Source organism: Rhodococcus sp. NPDC057135 (assembly GCF_042670865.1).
GTDB lineage: Bacteria > Actinomycetota > Actinomycetes > Mycobacteriales > Mycobacteriaceae > Rhodococcus_F.
The window spans coordinates 424,045-444,755 of record NZ_JBHUUU010000005.1 but is presented as its reverse complement, the minus strand read 5'-3'; the positions used below and the strand labels follow the sequence as shown (position 1 = coordinate 444,755).

Genomic DNA, 20,711 nt, shown 5'->3' with positions numbered 1-20,711 from the left:
AACGACTCGCCACCAAACCGCACCGCGGTCCGATCACCAAACCGCGCAGCAGCATCATCGAACCACGCCGACAACGTCGAATCCACACCACGATCCACCTGGCCGGCACTCAAGCGGGACAGCAGGTTTCGTTCACCATCGACCAAGATGTCAACGTCACCCACCGCTACTGTGGGATCAGCCGTCACCGCACGGAAGACTCGCACCAACCGATCACCGAACTGCACAACGGACGACTCGTCGAACAGATCCGTCGCATACGTCAAAGAGGCGGACATTCCGGCGGGTGCGCCGGCCTCGTCGGTTCGTTCGGTCAGGGTCAACTGGAGGTCGAATTTCGCCAACGCAAGATCGGCACTTTCGATCGACACTTCGAGGTCGCCCAGTTCGAGCGTTGCCTGTTCGTGGTTCTGGAACGTCAGCGCCACCTGAAACAGCGGATGACGAGCCTGCGAACGAACCGGATCGAGAACCTCCACCACACGCTCGAACGGAACATCCGCATGCGCGAACGCCTGTAGATCCACTTCACGCGCCGACGCCAACAACTCCGTGAACGACATCGACGGATCAACCTCGGTACGCAACACCAAAGTGTTGACGAACATACCGATCAGATCGTCGAGCTGCGCCTCACCGCGACCCGCGATCGGTGTGCCGATCACGATGTCCGTTGTTGCGGACAAGCGCGAGAGTACGACGGCAAGCGCTGCGTGAACAACCATGAACGGTGTCGAGTTACTGCTGTGCGCAATCGAATTGACAGCTTTGTGCAGCGCGGCGTCGATATCGAACTCGACCTCCGCACCACGTCCCGATGCGACCTCGGGGCGCGGACGATCACCAGGCAGATCCAACTGCTCCGGAAGATCAGCCAACGCACCCGACCAGAACGCAATCTGCTGCGCGATGACGGACTGCGGATCCTCCTCGGACCCGAGAACCTCACGCTGCCACAACGAGTAATCCGCGTACTGCACCGGCAACGGCGTCCAGGCCGGCACCGACGCTCGTGTACGTGCTTCGTAGGCAACCATCACGTCGCGGGTCAACGGCCCCATAGAGAAACCGTCGGTCGAGATGTGGTGCACCACGAATACCAGGACGTATTCGCTGTCGCCGACTTTGAAGAGTTTGGCGCGCAACGGGACTTCGGACGTCACGTCGAAGCCGTCCGTGGCCAGCTCGGCCACGCCTGCAGCCAGGCGATCTTCCGTGATCGACACGGGACTGAGATCGACGACAACGTCTCGAACGTCGCGGACTTCCTGATACCCGACGCCGTCGACGTCTGGATACACAGTTCGCAGTGATTCGTGTCGGCCCACGACATCGATCACGGCAGCATTGAGAGCTGCCACATCGAGGGCGCCCGAAATCCTGATCGCCGCCGGGACGTTGTTCACTGCCGACGCGGGTTCGAACCTGTTCAGGAACCACATGCGCTGCTGCGCCAACGAAAGTGGGATCCGAGCGGGCCGCGACTGCGGCACCAGCGGGGCCGTGGCACCCGATCCGGCGTGCAACTCGAGCCGGACCGCGAGTGACTGCACGGTCGACGCTTCGAAGAGCGCACGAACCGGAACGCTTGTGTCGAGCGCTTCCCCCAGTCGTGCGGCGACACGGGTCGCGATCAACGAGTTGCCGCCGAGTTCGAAGAAATCGTCGTCTCGGCCGATCTGCGCCACTCCGAGGACTTCGGAGAACACCTGCGCGACAGTCTCTTCGACGGTCGTCACCGGCGCCTGGTACACCTTCGACTCGAACACAGGCGAGGGCAGTGCTTTTATGTCCGTCTTGCCCGCAGTGGTCAACGGAATCGAATCGAGCACCATGACCGAGTCGGGGACCATGTAGCCGGTCAGGAACGTCGACACCGACTCGATCACCTGTGCGGGATCGACCTCGACGCCGGCCTGTGGCACTACGTAGGCAACGAGACGATCTCCGAAGTGATCGTCGGAGCGAACGAGAGCAACGGCTTGGGCAACTCCCGCGCAACGGGTCAGCGCGGCTTCGATCTCGCCGAGTTCGATACGGAACCCACGGATCTTGACCTGGAAGTCACTGCGGCCCACGTACTCCACCGCGCCACCGTCGATCCATCGGACCACGTCACCCGTGCGGTACAACCGCTCACCCGGCGCTCCGAACGGGTCTGCGACAAAACGACCCGCCGTCAATGCCGGCTGCCCCAGATATCCACGAGCGACCTGAATACCCGACACGTACAACTCTCCTGCGACACCAACCGGAACAGGCTGCAAGCGGCCGTCCAGTATCCGCGCAGCCATACCCCGAATCGGGCCGCCGATGTTCATGCGATCAAACGCGGTCAGCGCATCACTGATGTTCGACGCGACCGTCGACTCCGTCGGACCGTAAGCATTGAAGAACCCACGCACAGCGCCATCCGGAAGCGGCACCGCCCACTTGGCAACGAGAGACCGCGAACTGGCTTCGCCGCCCACGACAACCACCCGCAACGCGTCAAGTCCGCTCGGATCCACCGATGCCAAAGCAGCAGGCGTGACAAACGCATGCGTCACGCCCTCCGACTGCAGGATCTCGGCCAATTCCGCGCCGCCGTACACCGTCGTCGGCGCAATCACCATCGTCGACGCCGCTCCGAATGCCATCAGCAACTCGAGTACCGAAGCGTCGAAACTCGGCGATGCGAAATGCAGCGTCCGAGCATCGGTGGTCAGCGAATAACGCTCGACCTGCTCGGCGCAGAAGTTCGCCACACCGGCGTTGGTGACCACAACGCCCTTGGGCAGACCCGTGGTGCCGGAGGTGTAGATGACGTACGCAGGCTGCCGCTCGTCGATCGCGCCGCGTCGATCCGAATCGCTCACCGGCGCGCAAGATTCGGCCGCACACGCCGCGACTGTCGTCTCGTCGTCGAGAACAACCCATGTCAACGCCGACGGCAATCCCGCCTCGACGGCACTGAGCGTAAGACCCAGCACCGCACCGGAATCGGTGATCATGTGCGCGATACGGTCCACCGGATACGTCGGGTCGACCGGTACGAATGCCGCACCGGTTTTCGCCACGGCCCACAGAGCGAGAACCGAATCGGCCGAACGCGGAATCGCGATTGCGACCCGATCCTCCGGCCCGACGCCCTTCGCAATCAGAACACGAGCGAGTCGCGACGACCGCTCGTCGAGTTCGCGGTAGCTGATCGACTCGCCGCCGAATCGGATCGCGTCCGCCGACGGATCCGAAGCAGCCGCTTCGGTGAGGATCTCGACCAGAGTTCCCGAGACCGACTGGCCTCTACGAACATCGACCAGCACACCCCGCTCGGCCGCATCGAGAATATCGATGTCACCGACGACAATCGAAGGAACCGACACAACAGTCTCGAGGATACGAACCAGACGGCGAGCAAATCCCTCGACCGTCGCAACGTCGAACAGATCTGCAGCAAACGTGAATTCGGCCGAGAGCCCTTGCTGGATCCCGTCTTCGCCGATCGACTCGGTTACCGCCAGTTCGAGGTCGAACTTTGCAGTGGTGGTGTCGATTTCAGCGGCCTTGATCGCCAGTCCCGGCAGTTCCAATGCCGTTTGCGCGAGATTCTGCAAGGACAGGACAACCTGGAACAGCGGATGTCGGGCCTGCGACCGGGCCGGAGCCAGGACGTCCACCAACCGCTCGAAGGGCACATCCGAGTGAGCGAAGGCTCCGAGCGCCGAATCACTCGCCGCGGCGAGCAGATCCGTGAATGCCCGGGCCTGGTCGACCTCGGTGCGCAGAACAAGCGTGTTGACGAACATGCCGACGAGATCGTCGAGCGCCTCGTCGCCGCGACCGGCAACGGGAGTGCCAACGGCGATGTCCGACGTCCCGCTCAGTCGAGCCATCAGAACGGCAAGCGCCGAGTGCAGCGCCATGAAGAGCGTTGCGTTGTTCTCGCGTGCCAGCGCGTCCAATCGACGATGCACATCCCCGGAGATCTCGAATGCGAATCGATCGCCGCGCATCGAGGCCACGTCGGGACGAGGCCGGTCCGACGGAAGCTCGATCACATCCGGTAAGTCAGCCAGAGTCTCGGTCCAATAGGAGATCTGCTGCGAGATCAGTGATTCCGGGTCGTCTTCGGACCCCAGAACCTCACGCTGCCACAACGAATAGTCGGCGTACTGCACAGCCAACGGCTGCCACGCCGGCGCAATCCCGTCCTTGCGTGCCGAGTAGGCAATCATGACGTCGCGTGCCAGTGGCGCCATCGACCAACCGTCAGCGGCAATGTGATGAACAACGATCGCGAGGGTGTGCTCGGTGTCGCTGACCGTCAACAGGCGGACACGGATCGGCACGTCGACGGTGACGTCGATCGCCGAGGACCCGATTGCAGCGACTCGGCTCTCGAGCTCGTCCGAATCCGAGACTGCTTCGACGGTCAATCCGACGAAAGCCTCCGAAAGCGACAGAATCGACTGCTTCGGTCCGGAAGCTCCATCCGGATACACCGTTCGGAGAACTTCATGCCGGGCCAGTACGTCCTCGAGCGCCATTTCCATCGCGGCCGTGTCGAGATGGCCAGTCAGGTGCAGTGCGAAAGTGATGTTGTAAGCAGCGGAGCCGGTGTCGAAGCGGTTCAGGAACCACATGCGCTGCTGCGCCAACGACAGCGGAATTTCCACTGGACGCGTCTGCGCGACGAGCGCCTTTTGCCCGCCGCTACCCGCGTGCGACTCGATATGTGCAGCGAGCGCCTCGACCGTGGAAACGTCGAAAAGCGTCCGCACCGGCACGGTGGTGTCGAGCGCCCGTCCCAACCTCGAGGTGACCTGGGTGGCCACCAGAGAGTTGCCACCGAGTGCAAAGAAGTCGTCGTCGAGCCCGACTCGTTCAACACCGAGAACGTCCGCAATCACCTGCGCGACAATCTCTTCCACCGGTGTGGTGGGCGCACGGAACTCGCGAACCTCGAACACGGGCTCCGGCAGAGCCCTTCGATCCAACTTACCTACCGGAGTCAGCGGAACTTCGGCGAGTTCCATGATGACGGAAGGAACCATGTAGCTCGGAAGAGTCTCGGCTACGAACGAGATGAGCACATTCGGATCGAAGCTCGAACCATCAGCCAGTTCGACGTAAGACACGAGAGCTGTGACGCCCGCAGCGCCTTCGCTTCCGACCGTCACCGCGAAGCGCACAGAATCGTGCGAAGACAAAACTGCGTCGATCTCACCGAGCTCGATGCGGAAGCCACGAACCTTGACCTGGAAGTCACTGCGGCCGACGTATTCGAGCACCTCCGCGTCAGCGGTCGAGTCTCCGCCTGTCCAGCGCACGACATCGCCAGTCCGATACATCCGCTCGCCGTCCGGCGAATACGGGTTGGCGACAAATCGTTCCGCGGAGAGACCTCGCCGCTCGTGATAGCCGCGAGCCAGTGCAGCGCCCGCAAAGTAGAGCTCTCCCCTGGTGCCGACTGGAACCGGGTGCAGACGCTCGTCGAGTACCAGTGCAGACATGCCCTCGACGGGACGCCCGATGTCGATCGATCGGGCGATCGCGAGATCGCCGAACGACGAGATAATTGTGGTCTCGGTCGGACCGTACCCATTGAAGTAGGCGCGTCCTGGGGCCCATTTCGCCAACAACTCGGGAGTGGTCACGTCACCGCCGACGGAGACGACGCGCAGGTCAGGAAGCTCTGCAGGCTCCATGGTCCCGAGTACGGCGGGTGTGATGATGGCGTGGGTGACCTTCTCGGCATGAAGAAGATCCGACAACTCGTGTCCACCGATAATCGTCGACGGAACGATCACCAACGTTGCACCCGCTGAGAAGGCGACCATCCATTCGAGCACTGACGGGTCGAAGCTCGGTGAACAGATATGCAGGAAGCGCGAGGACTGTTCTACCCCGTATCGACGCTGGGCTGCGTCCCTGACCCCACGGAGACCACCGTGAGTGACGCTGACGCCCTTCGGTTTTCCCGTGGAGCCGGATGTGTAGATGACATATGCCACGTGAGAGCTGTGAATCGGAACAATTCGATCCTCATCCGTGACGGGCGCTGAAGATTGTGCCGAGACTTCGCCGGTCAGCGTCTGGTCGTCGAGCACCAACCAATCGGTGACCGCGGGAAGCTGACCGACGAACTGTGACGAGGTGAGTCCGATCGCGGCCGATGAATCGGCCAGCATGTGCCGGACACGATCTTCCGGATAGCTCGGGTCGACAGGCACGTAGGCTGCCCCTGACTTCGCGACCGCCCATACCGCACAGACCATGTCGTACGAGCGAGGAAATGCGAGAGCGACGATGGTCTCGGGGCCTGCGCCACGTCCGATCAAAACTCGTGCGAGCTTCGACGACTGCTCGTCGAGCTCGCGGTAGGTGATCGATCGACCGTCGAAGCGCACTGCGACGGAGTCCGCCTCAGCCGTGCCGGACAAGAAGATGTCGACGAGACTCTGTCGCGGCATCGTGTCATCAGAGGCAACGACCGTCAGATCGGTGCGCTCGGAGCGTGAGAGCAGGTCTATATCACCGACGGCCGTTTCAGGTCGGGTAGCCACTGCATCGAGAATGCGCACGAACCGAGTGGCGAAAGTGTTCACTGTGGCCGGATCGAACAGATCCGTGGCGTAGGTGAAGGTAGCGCTCAAGACGTCGGAGTCTTCGGTGCCTTCGGGATTCTCGGACACCATGAGTTCGAGATCGAATTTGGCGACCGGTACTTCCAATTCGGCTGCAACTGCTTTGACACCCGAGAATTCCAGTTCGCGTCGTCCACTGATCTCCGCAGTGAGCGCAACCTGGAACAGCGGGTGACGAGCCTGCGAACGCGCCGGGCTCAGAACCTCGACGAGCCGCTCGAATGGCACATCGGCATGCCCGTAGGCAGACAACCCCGATTCCCTTACCCGAGCCAGCAACTCTTCGAATCGTTCGTTCGGGTCGACCTCGGTACGAAGCACCAGGGTGTTCACGAACATGCCGATCACGTCGTTGAGCGCTTGATCGCCTCGCCCACCGATCGGGGCACCGATCGCGATGTCGGAGGTACCACTGATCCGGCTCAACAGCGTTGCATATGCCGCCTGCAACACCATGAACAGCGAGACGCTCCTCGAACGCGCCAACTCGTTCAACTTGCGCGTCGTGCGTTCGCTGATCTGAAAATGGTGCTTGGCACCGTGATTGGACGCGACGGCAGGACGAGGTCGGTCGGTCGGCAGATCCAACTGATCCGGCAGATCGGCGAGCGCCCGGCGCCAGAAGTTGATCTGGCGAGATGACTCCGAACTCGGGTCTTCATCGGATCCGAGTGCTTCGCGCTGCCACAGCGCGTAATCGGCGTACTGAATCGGCAGCGGCGTCCACGCCGGCGCCGACTTCTCACATCGCGCCGAGTATGCGACGAGAAGGTCACGTGCGAGCGGACGGAACGACAATCCGTCTGCAGCGATGTGGTGGAGAACCATCACCAGGACGTAGTCCGTCGGAGACACCTCGAAGAGAGCAACCCGTACCGGGATTTCGAGCGTCACGTCGAAGCCGCGAGACGCCACGTCGAACAGGGCCGCGTCGAGATGCGAATTCCGAATCTTGACCGGGTTCAACTCCACTGCCGCCCGGTCGACCGGCAGAACCAGCTGTTGCGCGGTTCCGTCGACATCAGGGTAGATCGTCCGCAAGGACTCGTGTCGCTCGAGAAGATCCATCACCGCGGCATGCAGGGCGGACGGGTCCACCGAACCGGTGAGCCGGACTGTGAACGGAAGGTTGTACGCCGGCGTCGACGGATCGAGACGGTTGATGAACCACATGCGCTGCTGTGCAAGTGAGAGCGGGACAACCTGGGGACGAGGCTTGGCGATCAGCGGGGTGAGCTGCCTGGCGTTGCCCGCCACCGACTCTGCGCGGGCCGCCAGGGTGGCGACCGTGGTGGATTCGAAGAGCTCTCGAACGCCGAGTTGCACTCCCAATGCCGAACCCACTCGGGTCACCAATTGTGTTGCAACCAGAGAGTTTCCACCGAGCTCGAAGAAGTCGTCGTCAATACCGACACGCTCGACACCGAGAACGTCGGCAAACACATCCGCCACGATGCGTTCGATGTCGGTGCGGGGCTCGCGGTACTGCTTCGCACTCGCGAACACCGGCTCGGGCAGTCCGGCACGATCCAATTTGCCACTCGTGTTGAGCGGCAACGCATCCAACACCATCAGCGCGGCGGGAACCATGTACGACGGGAGGCTTCGGCCGGCGAACTCACTGAGCACCGCAGCATCGATGTTTCGGCCAGGGCCCGGCACGACGTAACCGACCAATTGATCGCCGGTCGGTGTGACCGTCACCAAGACGACAGCCTGGGAAACGTCGGGGTGTGCCAGTAGGACGGTCTCGATCTCACCGAGCTCGATGCGCTGCCCACGGAATTTCACCTGGAAGTCGGTGCGCCCGATGTAGTCGAGATTTCCGTCCTCACGGCGTCGGACGAGGTCGCCGGTACGGTACATGCGCTCGCCGGCTGTGCCGTACGGATTGGCTACGAACCGATCCGAACTCAGATCAGGACGACCAACGTATCCGCGCGCAAGTTGCACGCCGGCGAGGTAGAGCTCACCCGGCTGACCGATAGGCGTCGGGCGAAGTTGCCCGTCCAGTACGTGCGCCTGAGTGTTCCACTGCGGCATACCGATCGGCACAGAAGTAGTGTCCGAGGGCACGGCCTCGTAGTAGGTGACCGACACCGCAGCTTCGGTCGGACCGTACAGGTTGTGCAATCCGGCACCACAGAGTTCGCGGAAGGCCGAAGACGTCTCGGGTGGGAGCGCCTCACCGATTACGAAGACGTGACGCAACGAATCACAAGATCCGGCAGGTGCATTCGCCGTGAACAGCGTCAGCATGGATGGCACGAAGTCGGTGATCGTGACGCCGAGTTCCGCGATCTTGTTCGCGACGTAGATCGGGTCCCGATGGCCGTCCGGAGTCGCGACGACGAGCGTGGCGCCGACCTGCAACGGCATGAAGAATCCCCACAGCGACACGTCGAATGTCGTAGCTGTCTTCTGCAGGTATATATCCGACGCAGAAAGCCCGTACTCGGCGTTCATCCACTGAAGCTGATTGTTGATCGCTGCGTGAGTGACCGCGACACCCTTGGGTCGACCGGTCGAACCCGAGGTGTAAATCACGTACGCAGTGTTCGAGAAATGCAAGGGAGACAAGCGATCTGCGTTGGCGATCGGCCTGCTGTCGAGCTGTTCGTAGTCGAGGGTGTCGATCTCGATCACCCGAGTCCCCTCGGGCAGATCCACATCGTCCCGCGCGGTGGTCACAACACACGTGGGCTGCGCCGACTCGAGGATGTATGCGGTGCGGTCGGCTGGATGATCGGGGTCTACCGGCACCCAGGCACCGCCGGCCTTGGCGATCGCGTACAGACCGACCATCAGGTCCAGAGACCTGCGGATCGACAGCCCGACAAGCGATTCGGGTCCAACCCCCATGGCGATGAGCTGACGGGCCAAACCGTTTGCGCGGGCGTCGAATTCGGCGTACGTCAGGCTGTCGCCTTCGAAAACCACAGCGGTGGCGTTGGGAGTCCGCGCAACCTGACGCTCGAATGCTTCGGTGATGGTCTGCGAGGCAACGTGGAAGCCGGTGCGGTTCCACAAAGCGACCTTGTTCCGCTCCTCGTCGGTTGCGACGGGGAGATCCCATACTTTGCGGCTCGTTTCGGCCGAGACGAACTTCTCGAGGAACTCCACGAACCGTGAGTGATTTCGCTGGGCGTCCGCGGGCGCGTACAGATTGGGATTCGACTCGAAATCGATGTGCGTGCGGGTATCGCCGACGCTCTGGTAGAGGTTGACACCGAGGTCTTCGATCAAACCCGTGGACAGGATGTGAAGCTCGCCGACGAGGGGCCCGAACGCCAACTCGGTGGAAAACATCATGATGTTGATCCAGGGACCGAAGAAGCCGCCCCGGCCCGGCCCGTCACCGCCGCGAACCATGTCCTCGTGTCGGTACCGCTGGTGGCGCAGCGCGCCGGACATTTCGTTCCTGACGTCGTCCAGAAGATCCTGGACGGTGGTCTCTGCAGTGACGGTCAGTCGCAGCGGAACGACGTTGGAGACCATGCCACCGGATCGGCGCAGCACGGCTGTCGTTCGACCGGAAACGGGCAGACTCAGCGACACGTCCTCTCGTCCGGTCATCTGAGCGAGGTACGCCGCAAAAGCCGCGACGACCGTTCCGGCGACCGTGGTCTTCTCCACGCGTTCGAGGAACCGCCCGAGCAGCGCCTCGACGTGGTTGGACAGCGCTGCGCTGTCGATCCGACTGACGGGAGCCGGCGCGGCACTTCGACCCGCGAGGCTCGAGATCTCGTCGAGATTCTCGATCTTGTCGGCCCAGTACTTGCGATCGGTTTCGAAACGACTCGACTGGCGGTACTTGTTGTCCACCTCGTAGACGTTCCAGAGATCGGAGGCCTCGCTCGGCTCGGGTTCGCGACCCTCCACGCGCGCCGAGTACAACTCCGCCACACGAGTGACGAACGTCGATGCACCGAAGCCGTCGAGAATTGTGTGGTGGACCCGTGTGTACCAGTAGTAGCGGTTCTCGCCGAGACGCAGAATCGTGGCAGAGATCAGTCGGTCCGTGAGCATGTCGATCGGCCGACTGCGATCTGCTCGCATCCACCGCATCGCCGCGTCGTGTGAATCGTCCTCACTACGAAGGTCGACGTAGCCGACCGAATCATTGAGTGTGGGGTCGATGATCTGGTACGGCTGGGCGTCGATCTCGAAGATCCGGACGAAGGCCGACCCGATTTCGCGACCGGCGTCGGCGCAGGCCTGACGAAGGGCGTCAAGCTCCAGAGCACCACGGAGTTCGACGTACTGAGCGATGTTGACCGGAACAGCGGGATCAAGATGCTGCGCGAACCACATACCGAGCTGGGCCGCGGAAAGTGGGAATGCGTCTGATCGCTGAACGTCTTCCGGCGAGCTGCCGACCTCCGGCTTGCCGCTCCCCAGTTCTCCGTTACCCAGCGAATTCACGCCCACAGCCTCTCTTCCACACCATTGCGCACCCGTGCGAGCCGAACGTCCGATTCGCAGCAGCTACCGACCTCATCCAACCTCGACGAGCCAGAACCACCCATTGTCTCCGATACATAGGTGACAAGAGAAATCCATACCCCGGTGTATCGACGAATTTGCTGCAATTCGTTACAAATCGCCCAGCTCATCTACCCACCCATCGCATTGCCGAAACGCACGGTTCAGACACGGTGCACGACATCTCCACCCCCTGGGACGGTCAATTACAACCGACGATCTACACCCCTATCCACATCGGTCACCTCGGACAATTTACAGGCCCGTCAGGTGCTTGGTGCCCGAGCTCGAACAAGATTCGACAGTCGCTGGTCGAGACTATCGGTACACGCCGACAGACCGACGAAAGAACGCGCCGACCAGCGGTCGGCACGTTCTTTCGATTTACGGTCCATATCTTCAGGACAAGGCCGCACCAGTCACACTCTGCAGGTGTTCGCTGGTGACACCTGGAGCCAACTCCGCAAGTTCCAGACCGTCCGCGGTGACGTCCAGCACCGCGAGATCGGTGATGATCCGGTTGACGACGCCCTGACCGGTGAGCGGCAGGGTGCACGCCTCGACGATCTTGGGGTTTCCGTCCCGATCGGTGTGCTCCATCACGACGATGACGCGGCGGGCTCCATGGACCAGGTCCATCGCTCCGCCCATACCTTTGACCATCTTGCCTGGCACCATCCAGTTGGCGAGGTCGCCGGTCTTCGACACCTGCATACCGCCGAGCACCGCAGTGTCGATGTGACCGCCTCGGATCATGCCGAACGAGAGGGCGGAGTCGAAGTATGCAGCACCCGGGTTGACGGTGACGGTTTCCTTACCGGCATTGATGAGGTCCGGATCGACCTGATCGTCGGTGGGGTACGGCCCGGTACCGAGGATGCCGTTCTCACTGTGGAGAACTACCTTCACGCCCTCCGGCAGGTAGCTGGGGATCAACGTCGGCAGGCCGATACCGAGATTGACGTACTCACCTGGCCGCATCTCGGCAGCAGCGCGAGCGGCCATCTCGTGGCGAGTCCAACCGATACGAGTTTCCTCTGCGCTGCTCACTTAGTACCTCCTGAGACGGTCCGCTTCTCGATCCGCTTCTCCTGTGGGCCTGTATGTACGACGCGCGCAACGAACACTCCAGGTAGGTGAACGTGCGCGGGGTCTATCTCGCCCGGCTCGACGAGGTTCTCCACCTGAGCGATGGTGATCCGCCCCGACATGGCGGCAAGCGGGTTGAAGTTCATCGCCGTCTTGTTGAAGACGAGATTGCCTTCGGTGTCGCCGTAGTCGGCGTGCACGAGCGCGAAGTCAGCGGTGATCGCCTCTTCCAATACATACGTGCGGCCACCGAACACTGCCGTCGCCTTCGGCGGAGACGCCACGGCGATCGAACCGTCGGGGTTGTATCGCCACGGCAAGCCGCCCTCGGCAATCGGTGTGCCGACGCCGGCAGGGGTGTAGAACGCCGGAATGCCGGTGCCGCCTGCTCGCAGCCGCTCGGCCAGGGTCCCCTGCGGCGTCAGCTCCACCTCGAGCTCGCCAGCGAGATACTGACGGGCGAACTCCTTGTTCTCCCCCACGTACGACGCCGTCACCCTGGCGATCCGGTGCGCGCCGAGCAGAATGCCGAGACCGTAGTCGTCGACACCGCAGTTGTTGGAGAACACCTCGAGATCGGTGGCGTCGCCCTCGGCGATCGCCGCGATCAGCGCGTCGGGAATACCGCACAGCCCGAAGCCGCCCACTGCGAGCCTGGATCCGCTCGCGATGTCGGCAACTGCCTCAGCTGCCGTATTCACGACTTTGCTCATCCGTTAGTTCTCCTTCTGCTGAAAGATTCCGGCTCGGTGAAGAAGCTTCTCGGCGTGACGGAGAACGGGAGCGTCGACCATCTTGCCCTCGAACGCGAACACGCCACGTTCAGTAGACACCGCGGCAAGCACTCGTGTGGCCCAGTCGATCTCTTTTTCCGAAGGTGCGAAGGCTCCACGAATGACCTCGACCTGGCTCGGGTGGATCGCAACCTTCACGTCGAAGCCGACAGCGACGGCGTCAGCGGACTCGACGCCCAGGCCGACGAGGTCCTTGATGTCGAGGTACACCGAATCGACAGCCAACCGGCCGTAGCTCTTCGCTGCCAGGAGAGACGTCGATCGGACGTGCTTGGCAACGTCGCGGTACGAACCGTTCGGGTGCCTGCTCGAGTTACCGCCGAGACCGGCAACAAGATCCTCGGCTCCCCACATGACACCGATGGCGTTCGCAGCAAGTGCGATGTCGGCCACGGCGAGGGCTCCTCGCGGCGACTCGACGAGTGCAACGACGTCCGCCGGTGCGAGAGAGAGGACGTCCTCCGCCGATTCGCACTTCGACAGCATGAGACGCGAATAGTGCGTGCCGTCCAACGCAACCAGATCGAGTTCGTGATCACGAGTACCGACCGGATTGACGCGCACGACCGTCCGCTCCGGATCGAGTGGAGTGTCGATCAGGGCCGCACGTGCGGCTTCCTTGTCGGCCGGAGCCACACCGTCTTCGAGATCGAGGATCACGACGTCGGCGACAGCGGCGGCCTTCGCGTAGCGCTCGGGTCGATCCGCCGGGCAGAACAGCCACGCCGGCCCCGGCGGCGTCCACGTCACGAGGACACCTCGGCCGGGCGGAGCTGCACCAAGGTCTTGCGCGTGGCGAGTGCCACGACGTCACCGTGCTGGTTGCGTCCGGTGTGCACGAGCGTCACGATGCCTTCGCCCGGACGGCTCTTCGACTCACGCTTGTCCGCGATGAGCGTCTCGGCGTACAGGGTGTCGCCGTGAAAGAGCGGCTTCGGGAAGCTGATCTCGGAGAAACCGAGATTGGCGACGATGGTGCCCTGCGTCAACTGCGCGACCGAGAGGCCGACGATTGTCGAGAGGGTGAACATCGAATTGACCAGCCGCACACCGAATTGAGTGTCCTCGCTGTACGCGGCATCAAGATGCAGCGCCTGCGTGTTCATCGTCAGAGTCGTGAACAGGACGTTGTCAGCCTCGGTCACCGTTCGACCTGGCCGGTGCTCGTAGATCGCGCCAACCTCGAACTCCTCGAACCAGAGTCCGCGCTGAGTGATCTTCTTGGGGTTCGTCACAACCCTGCCTCACGAGCGATGAGCATCAACTGCACCTCGGTGGTTCCCTCACCGATTTCGAGGATCTTGCTGTCACGGTAGTGACGCGCGACGGCGTACTCGTTCATGAAGCCGTATCCACCGTGGATCTGGGTGGCGTCGCGAGCGTTGTCCATGGCAGCTTCGGAGGAGATGAGCTTGGCGATGGATGCCTGCTTCTTGAACGGCTTGCCCGACAACATGAGTGCGGCCGCGTCATAGTACGCGGTACGTGCGACGTGGGCGCGGGCCTCCATACGCGCGATCTTGAAAGCGATGGCCTGGTTGTGTCCGATGGGCCGACCGAACGCCTCGCGCTCCTTCGCGTACTTGATCGACTCGTCGACGCAGCCCTGGGCGGCACCGACGCTCAACGCGGAAATGGCGATGCGGCCTTCATCAAGGATGCGGAGGAAGTTCGCGTAGCCGCGGCCGCGCTCACCGTTCAGATTCTCTTCGGGGACACGAACATCGGCGAATGTGAGGGGATGGGTGTCGGACGCGTTCCAGCCGACCTTGTTGTATGCCGGTTCGGCCGTGAAGCCCGGCGTCGTGGTCGGCACGAGGATCGTCGAGATCTCCTTCTTGCCGCCGTCCTTGACACCCGTGACCGCGGTGACCGTCACGAGCTTGGTGATGTCGGTGCCCGAGTTGGTGATGAACTGCTTGTTGCCGTTGATGATCCACTCACCGCTGTCGAACTTCGCGGTGGTCTTGGTTCCGCCGGCGTCGCTACCCGCGCCGGGTTCGGTCAGGCCGAAGGCAGCCAAGGACTTGCCACTGGTGAGCTGCGGAAGCCACTCTTGCTTCTGTGCCTCGTTACCGAAACGGTAGATCGGCATGGCACCAAGGGACACACCGGCTTCGAGAGTGATCGCAACACTCTGGTCGACCTTGCCCAGCTCTTCGAGCGCCAGGCAGAGTGCGAAGTAGTCGCCACCCATTCCGCCGTACTCCTCGGGGAAGGGCAGGCCGAACAGTCCCATGTCCGCCATCCCGGCAACTACCTCGTACGGGAAGGTGTGGTTGGCGTCGTGCTCGGCAGCGACCGGTGCCACGACGGTCTTGGCGAAATCGGCAACGGTCTTGGCGAGCTGCTGGTATTCGTCCGGAAGCGCTCCGGTGGCAAGGTAATCGGACATCAGGCGTCTTCCTTCTGCGTCGTGTTCTCGGTCTTTTCTTCGGCAGTCTCTTCGTCTTGGGCAGGTACCACGCGGGCCAGAACCTGATCCACCATCACCTGATCGCCCTGACGGACGAGAACTTCCACGATTCCGTCGATCGGGGAGGTCAAGGAATGCTCCATCTTCATGGCCTCGACCACGACGAGCGGTTGTCCCGCGCTCACTGCTGCGCCGTTCTCGACGTTGACTGCGATGACGGCACCGGGCATGGGGCTGGCGATTTCGGCGTCGCCGGCGTGCTTGTCCTCACCGCGAACACTGACCTCGGCGACCTCGCGCACGTGCCAGGTTCCGCCGCCTGCCAGCCACAACCCACCGTCGGTCTCGGCGACGACAAACGTGCGTCGGCGTCCGTCGATCACTACCGCCAGTTCGGATCCCGTCAGGGTCGCGCTGAATGCGCGCGGCTGTGAGCCTTCGACCTCGACCTTCGCATCGGCCGGAACGCCGACGATCGCAACGTGCGCCGTTCGGGTGCCGGCGGAGAGCCTGATGCTGGTCGGAGCGGGAGTTCCGACGCGCCATCCGCTCGGGACGTCCCAGGGATCAACGGATTCCGGAGTAGTCCACCGCGAGAGCCAGCGATAGGCCGCGGCAGCAATGAGAACCTCGTCGGACGCGTCGGCCGCAACGAAGTCTTCGACGCGACGATCGAGGAGACCGGTGTCGAGGTTGCCCGCGATCACATCCGGATCGGCGAGGAGGAATCGTGCGAACTCGATGTTGGTCACGACTCCGAGCACGGCGGTATCACCGAGTGCACGATCCAGCTTGCGCAGTGCGCCTGCACGATCGGGAGCGTGGGCGATGACCTTGCTGAGCATCGGGTCGTAGTCACTACCGACGACGGTGCCGGCGAGCAGCCCCGAATCAACGCGGACGCCGGAACCTGACGGCTCGACCAGATCCACGACGCGGCCGCCGGTCGGCAGGAATCCACGGCCCGGGTCCTCCGCGTACACACGAGCTTCGATGGCGTGCCCGGTCAGCGTGATGTCGCTCTGGGAGAAGGCCAACTTCTCCCCCGCTGCCACACGTACCTGCCATTCGACCAGATCCAGCCCGGTCACCATCTCGGTGACGGGATGCTCGACCTGCAGTCGGGTGTTCATCTCCATGAAGAAGAACTCGTCAGGCTTGTCGGCGGAGACGATGAACTCGACGGTGCCGGCGCCGGTGTAATCGACGCTTCGAGCGGTGTTGCACGCTGCCGCACCGATGCGGTCACGCGTCACCTGATCGAGCAGCGGCGACGGAGCCTCTTCGATGACCTTCTGATGACGCCGCTGCAGGCTGCATTCGCGCTCACCGAGGTGAACGACGTTGCCGTGCTGGTCGGCGAGAACCTGGACCTCGATGTGCCGGGGCCGCAAGACGAATCGCTCGAGGAACAGGGTGTCGTCGCCGAACGACGACGCGGCCTCACGGCGCGCACTGCGAAGAGCCTCGGCCAGGTTGGCCGGGTCCTCGACCAGGCGCATTCCCTTGCCGCCGCCACCCGCTGAAGGCTTGACCAGTACCGGGTAACCGATGTCCTCGGCTGCCGCGATCAGTTCTTCGTCGGTCAGGTTCGGACGAGCGATGCCCGGGACCACCGGGACGTCGAACGCGGCGACTGCGTTCTTCGCGGTGATCTTGTCGCCCATCACTTCGATGGCTCGCTCGGACGGGCCGAGGAAGGCGATTCCCGCGGCCGCACAGGCAGCCGAGAACGCCGAGTTCTCCGACAGGAAGCCGTAACCCGGGTGAATACCCTGAGCGCCGGTGGACTTGGCAGCGTCGATGACCTTGTCGATGACGAGGTAGCTTTCACGCGCCGCAGCCGGTCCGATGTTGACGGCAGTGTCGGCTTCGCGGACGTGGCGAGCATTCGCGTCGGCGTCGCTGTAGACGGCGACGCTGCGAATTCCCAACTCACGCAACGTGCGGATCACACGAACCGCGATCTCACCGCGGTTTGCCACGAGAACAGTATCGATAGTGCGTAACTCAGTCATTTCGCTCACATCCGGAAGACGCCGTAGGAGACCGGCTCGATCGGCGCGTTTGCACACACCGAGAGAGCCAGGCCGAGAACAGTTCTGGTATCTGCGGGGTCGATGACACCGTCATCCCACAGACGCGCAGTGGAGTAGTACGGATTTCCCTGAGCCTCGTACTGCTCGCGGATCGGCGCCTTGAAGGACTCTTCGTCCTCGGCCGACCACGGATTACCCGCGCTGTCGAGCTGGTCACTACGAACGGTCGAGAGCACCGACGCGGCCTGCTCGCCGCCCATGACCGAGATGCGCGCGTTCGGCCACATCCACAGGAAGCGAGGCGAATACGCGCGTCCACACATGGAGTAGTTGCCGGCGCCGTAAGAGCCGCCGATGACAACCGTCAGCTTCGGAACCCGTGCACACGCAACTGCCGTGACCATCTTGGCGCCGTGCTTGGCGATGCCACCGGCCTCGTAGTCGCGTCCCACCATGAAGCCCGCGATGTTCTGCAGGAACAGCAGCGGCACACTGCGCTTGTCGCACAGTTCGATGAAATGTGCTCCCTTCATCGCGGATTCGCCGAAGAGAACGCCGTTGTTGGCGATGATGCCGACCGGATGGCCCTCGATGTGGGCGAAACCGGTGACGAGTGTCTTGCCGTATTCAGCCTTGAACTCCTGGAATGCGCCACCGTCAACGAGCTTGGTGATGACCTCGTGCACGTCGTACGGAGTACGGGGATCGGTCGGAACGACGTCGTAGAGCTCGCTCTGGTCGGCAACGGGCGGAACCGTGGAGATGACGTCCCACGGGCGCTCGGAGCGGGGGCCGAGTGTGGCAATGATGTTGCGCACGATCCGAAGTGCGTCGCGGTCGTCCTCGGCCAGGTGGTCGGTGACGCCGGAAACCTTGGAGTGCAGGTCGCCGCCGCCGAGTTCTTCGGCCGTCACGATCTCGCCGGTAGCAGCCTTCACGAGCGGCGGGCCGCCGAGGAAGATGGTGCCCTGGTTGCGGACGATCACTGCTTCGTCGCTCATCGCGGGGACGTAGGCGCCGCCCGCGGTGCACGAACCGAGAACTGCGGCGATCTGGGGAATCCCCTTGGCGCTCATGGTCGCCTGGTTGTAGAAGATCCGGCCGAAGTGCTCACGGTCCGGGAAGACTTCGTCCTGGCGCGGCAAGAAGGCGCCGCCGGAGTCTACGAGGTAGATGCAGGGAAGGTTGTTCTGCAGCGCAACTTCCTGCGCGCGGAGGTGCTTCTTCACCGTCATCGGGTAGTAGGTACCACCCTTGACCGTCGCGTCGTTGGCAACGATCACACACTCGCGGCCCGACACACGGCCGATACCGGTGATGACGCCGGCGCCGGGGCACTCGTCGTCGTACAGGCCGTTGGCCGCCAGCGGCGACAGCTCGAGGAACGGGCTGCCCTGATCGAGCAGCGAGTCGACGCGATCTCGCGGCAGCAGCTTCCCTCTGCTCACGTGTCGCTCGCGAGAGCGCTCGTTGCCACCCAGCGCTGCTTGCGCCAGTTTCTTCTTCAGTTCGTCCACCAGAACGGTGTGATCGGACCGGTAGCCCGATCCTTGCGTGATTCCACTGGGAGTCATCCCGCCGCCTTCGCCATGAGTTAATGCTCGATAACTGAAACTAGATTAACTATGATTAACTGAGTTGTCCAGAACACAAGCGAAGAAAGATCGAGAGAATGACCTCTGAGCAGGTAGCAGCTCCGACGCGACGCGATCAGATGAAGGCCGACCGCCGTCGTCAACTCTTGGACGCCGCCGCCCGGTTGATCGCCGAGCGCGGATTCGTGAGTGTGCGACTCGAAGACCTCGGAGCGGCCGTCGGCATCAGCGGCCCCGCCGTGTACCGGCATTTCCCGAACAAGGACGCAGTCCTCGTGGAACTTCTCGTCGGCATCAGCACACGACTGCACGAAGGCGGATCAGCTGCGGCGGAGGCTGCGGACTCCCCGAGCGCCGCTCTCGACGCACTGGTGGAGTTCCACCTCGACTTCGCGCTCGGCGAGCCGGACCTGATCCGTATTCAGGACCGTGATCTCGAGAGCCTCCCGGCCGACGCGCGTCGACAAGTACGCCAAACGCAGCGCAAGTACGTCGAGGTCTGGGTTGGGGTGCTCGAGCAACTCGATCCCCAACTCGATCAGGCGGATGCACGCATCAAAGCGCATGCCACCTTCGGTCTGATCAACTCGACCCCACACAGCGCCAACCCCGCTTCGCCGGCACGCGCGCGTCGAGTCCTGCGGGATATGACACTGGCCGCACTGCGCACCCACTGAAACCGGACACGGCACAATCGGTGGCAGACTGGTTACACCAGCTAACAGATGAGGGTGCCGAACGTGGAAGACAGCAGTGGGGTCAGCAGGGCCGATTTCGCCGAACTGCGGACCGAGTTCTCCCGCTTCATGATGTTGTACCAGTTCGGAATCTCCGAACTGATGACCAAGGTGAACATCCTCAAGGACGAGTTCACGCACATCAATCAGTACAGCCCCATCGAACACGTCACGTCACGAGTCAAGTCGCCGGACAGCATCCTGCGCAAGGCTCAGCGCCTGAACGTCCCGCTCACGATCGACGACATCTCGAAGAACATCTTCGACATCGCCGGAGTACGCATCACCTGCAGTTTCATTTCCGACACGTACCGCATAGCCGAGATGCTCACCAGCCAGACGGACCTTCGGGTGATCGAGCGCGAGGACTACATCGCCGATCCGAAACCCAACGGCTACAAGAGCTTGCACCTGATCGTCGAGGTCCCGGTTTTCATGAGCGACCGCGTCCGGCACGTTCCGATCGAACTCCAGATCCGCACCATCGCGATGGATTTCTGGGCGAGCCTCGAACACAAGATCTACTACAAGTACAACCGCGAGGTTCCCGTCGAACTCCTCGACGAACTCACCGAGGCTGCGGCCGCGGCACACCGTCTCGACGTGAAGATGGAACGCCTCAACGACGAGTTCGCGAAGATCAAAGCGCTACCGCATCCTGACGACGAAATCCTCGAGCAGGATCTGCCGGCACAGTTCCTCGAGGCCTTGCATCTTCAGCGGCGGGCGCTCTGAATTTGCACGCCCTCCTCCCCTGAGCGAACGCGCCTTTCGGCGCATCTGAGGCGACGAGAGTGCCGTTCGCTCACGCTGGGGTCGGACAACTAGGGCAAACCAGAAGTGGGGGCGGCCGCGCGGGGGGGGGGGGGGCGGTGTGAATTTTTTGTTGTGTGTTTGTGTTTTAAGAGTACGCGGAGTAGCAGGGAG

Annotated in this window: 10 protein-coding genes; 2 read left to right on the top strand and 8 right to left on the bottom strand. The window is 62.7% G+C overall.

Going from position 1 to position 20,711, the window contains the following annotated elements; all coding sequences use genetic code 11:
• From ACFT1A_RS12855 to ACFT1A_RS12820, 8 genes are all read right to left on the bottom strand, one after another.
• Positions 1 to 10,943, bottom strand: a 10,943-nt coding sequence (locus ACFT1A_RS12855) for an amino acid adenylation domain-containing protein (RefSeq protein ID WP_378447277.1), incomplete at its 3' end; no start/stop codon positions are given.
• A 570-nt stretch (positions 10,944 to 11,513) separates the two neighbouring features.
• Complete coding sequence (locus ACFT1A_RS12850; protein WP_378447263.1) at positions 11,514 to 12,164, bottom strand: 3-oxoacid CoA-transferase subunit B; 651 nt, start codon at positions 12,162 to 12,164, stop codon at positions 11,514 to 11,516.
• On the bottom strand, positions 12,161 to 12,916 hold the full coding sequence (locus tag ACFT1A_RS12845; protein ID WP_378447262.1) for a CoA transferase subunit A: 756 nt from the start codon (positions 12,914 to 12,916) through the stop codon (positions 12,161 to 12,163). Before ACFT1A_RS12845 ends, ACFT1A_RS12850 begins: the two co-directional genes overlap by 4 nt.
• 3 nt (positions 12,917 to 12,919) lie before the next feature.
• The gene (locus tag ACFT1A_RS12840) at positions 12,920 to 13,747 is read right to left on the bottom strand and encodes a CoA ester lyase (RefSeq protein ID WP_317552340.1); all 828 of its coding nucleotides are present in this window, start codon (positions 13,745 to 13,747) and stop codon (positions 12,920 to 12,922) included.
• A complete protein-coding gene (locus ACFT1A_RS12835) occupies positions 13,744 to 14,232 on the bottom strand; it encodes a MaoC family dehydratase (protein ID WP_003942078.1) in 489 nt (162 codons plus the stop codon). The genes ACFT1A_RS12840 and ACFT1A_RS12835 overlap by 4 nt, the downstream gene beginning before the upstream one ends.
• Positions 14,229 to 15,392, bottom strand: coding sequence for an acyl-CoA dehydrogenase family protein (locus ACFT1A_RS12830; protein ID WP_378447261.1), 1,164 nt, complete (start codon positions 15,390 to 15,392; stop codon positions 14,229 to 14,231). Before ACFT1A_RS12830 ends, ACFT1A_RS12835 begins: the two co-directional genes overlap by 4 nt.
• The gene (locus ACFT1A_RS12825; RefSeq protein WP_378447260.1) at positions 15,392 to 17,431 is read right to left on the bottom strand and encodes an acetyl-CoA carboxylase biotin carboxylase subunit; all 2,040 of its coding nucleotides are present in this window, start codon (positions 17,429 to 17,431) and stop codon (positions 15,392 to 15,394) included. The genes ACFT1A_RS12830 and ACFT1A_RS12825 overlap by 1 nt, the downstream gene beginning before the upstream one ends.
• A gap of 5 nt (positions 17,432 to 17,436) precedes the next feature.
• Positions 17,437 to 19,026, bottom strand: a complete 1,590-nt coding sequence (locus ACFT1A_RS12820; protein ID WP_042453308.1) for a carboxyl transferase domain-containing protein — start codon at positions 19,024 to 19,026, stop codon at positions 17,437 to 17,439.
• A gap of 98 nt (positions 19,027 to 19,124) precedes the next feature.
• On the opposite strand from ACFT1A_RS12820, the gene ACFT1A_RS12815 reads away from it, so the two are divergent.
• Positions 19,125 to 19,724, top strand: a complete 600-nt coding sequence (locus tag ACFT1A_RS12815; RefSeq protein WP_003941968.1) for a TetR/AcrR family transcriptional regulator — start codon at positions 19,125 to 19,127, stop codon at positions 19,722 to 19,724.
• A gap of 48 nt (positions 19,725 to 19,772) precedes the next feature.
• Positions 19,773 to 20,519 carry a GTP pyrophosphokinase family protein gene (locus ACFT1A_RS12810; RefSeq protein WP_024487832.1) on the top strand — a complete coding sequence of 249 codons (747 nt, stop codon included), beginning with the start codon at positions 19,773 to 19,775 and terminating at the stop codon, positions 20,517 to 20,519.
• Positions 20,520 to 20,711: the final 192 nt, after the last annotated feature.

Bases quoted from the DNA above. Each gene is read 5' to 3' on its own strand.
- ACFT1A_RS12820 (WP_042453308.1), bottom strand. From the start codon at position 19,026: ATGACTCCCAGTGGAATCACGCAAGGATCGGGCTACCGGTCCGATCAC.
- ACFT1A_RS12825 (WP_378447260.1), bottom strand. From the start codon at position 17,431: ATGACTGAGTTACGCACTATCGATACTGTTCTCGTGGCAAACCGCGGT.
- ACFT1A_RS12830 (WP_378447261.1), bottom strand. From the start codon at position 15,392: ATGTCCGATTACCTTGCCACCGGAGCGCTTCCGGACGAATACCAGCAG.
- ACFT1A_RS12845 (WP_378447262.1), bottom strand. From the start codon at position 12,916: ATGAGCAAAGTCGTGAATACGGCAGCTGAGGCAGTTGCCGACATCGCG.
- ACFT1A_RS12815 (WP_003941968.1), top strand. From the start codon at position 19,125: ATGACCTCTGAGCAGGTAGCAGCTCCGACGCGACGCGATCAGATGAAG.
- ACFT1A_RS12810 (WP_024487832.1), top strand. From the start codon at position 19,773: ATGAGGGTGCCGAACGTGGAAGACAGCAGTGGGGTCAGCAGGGCCGAT.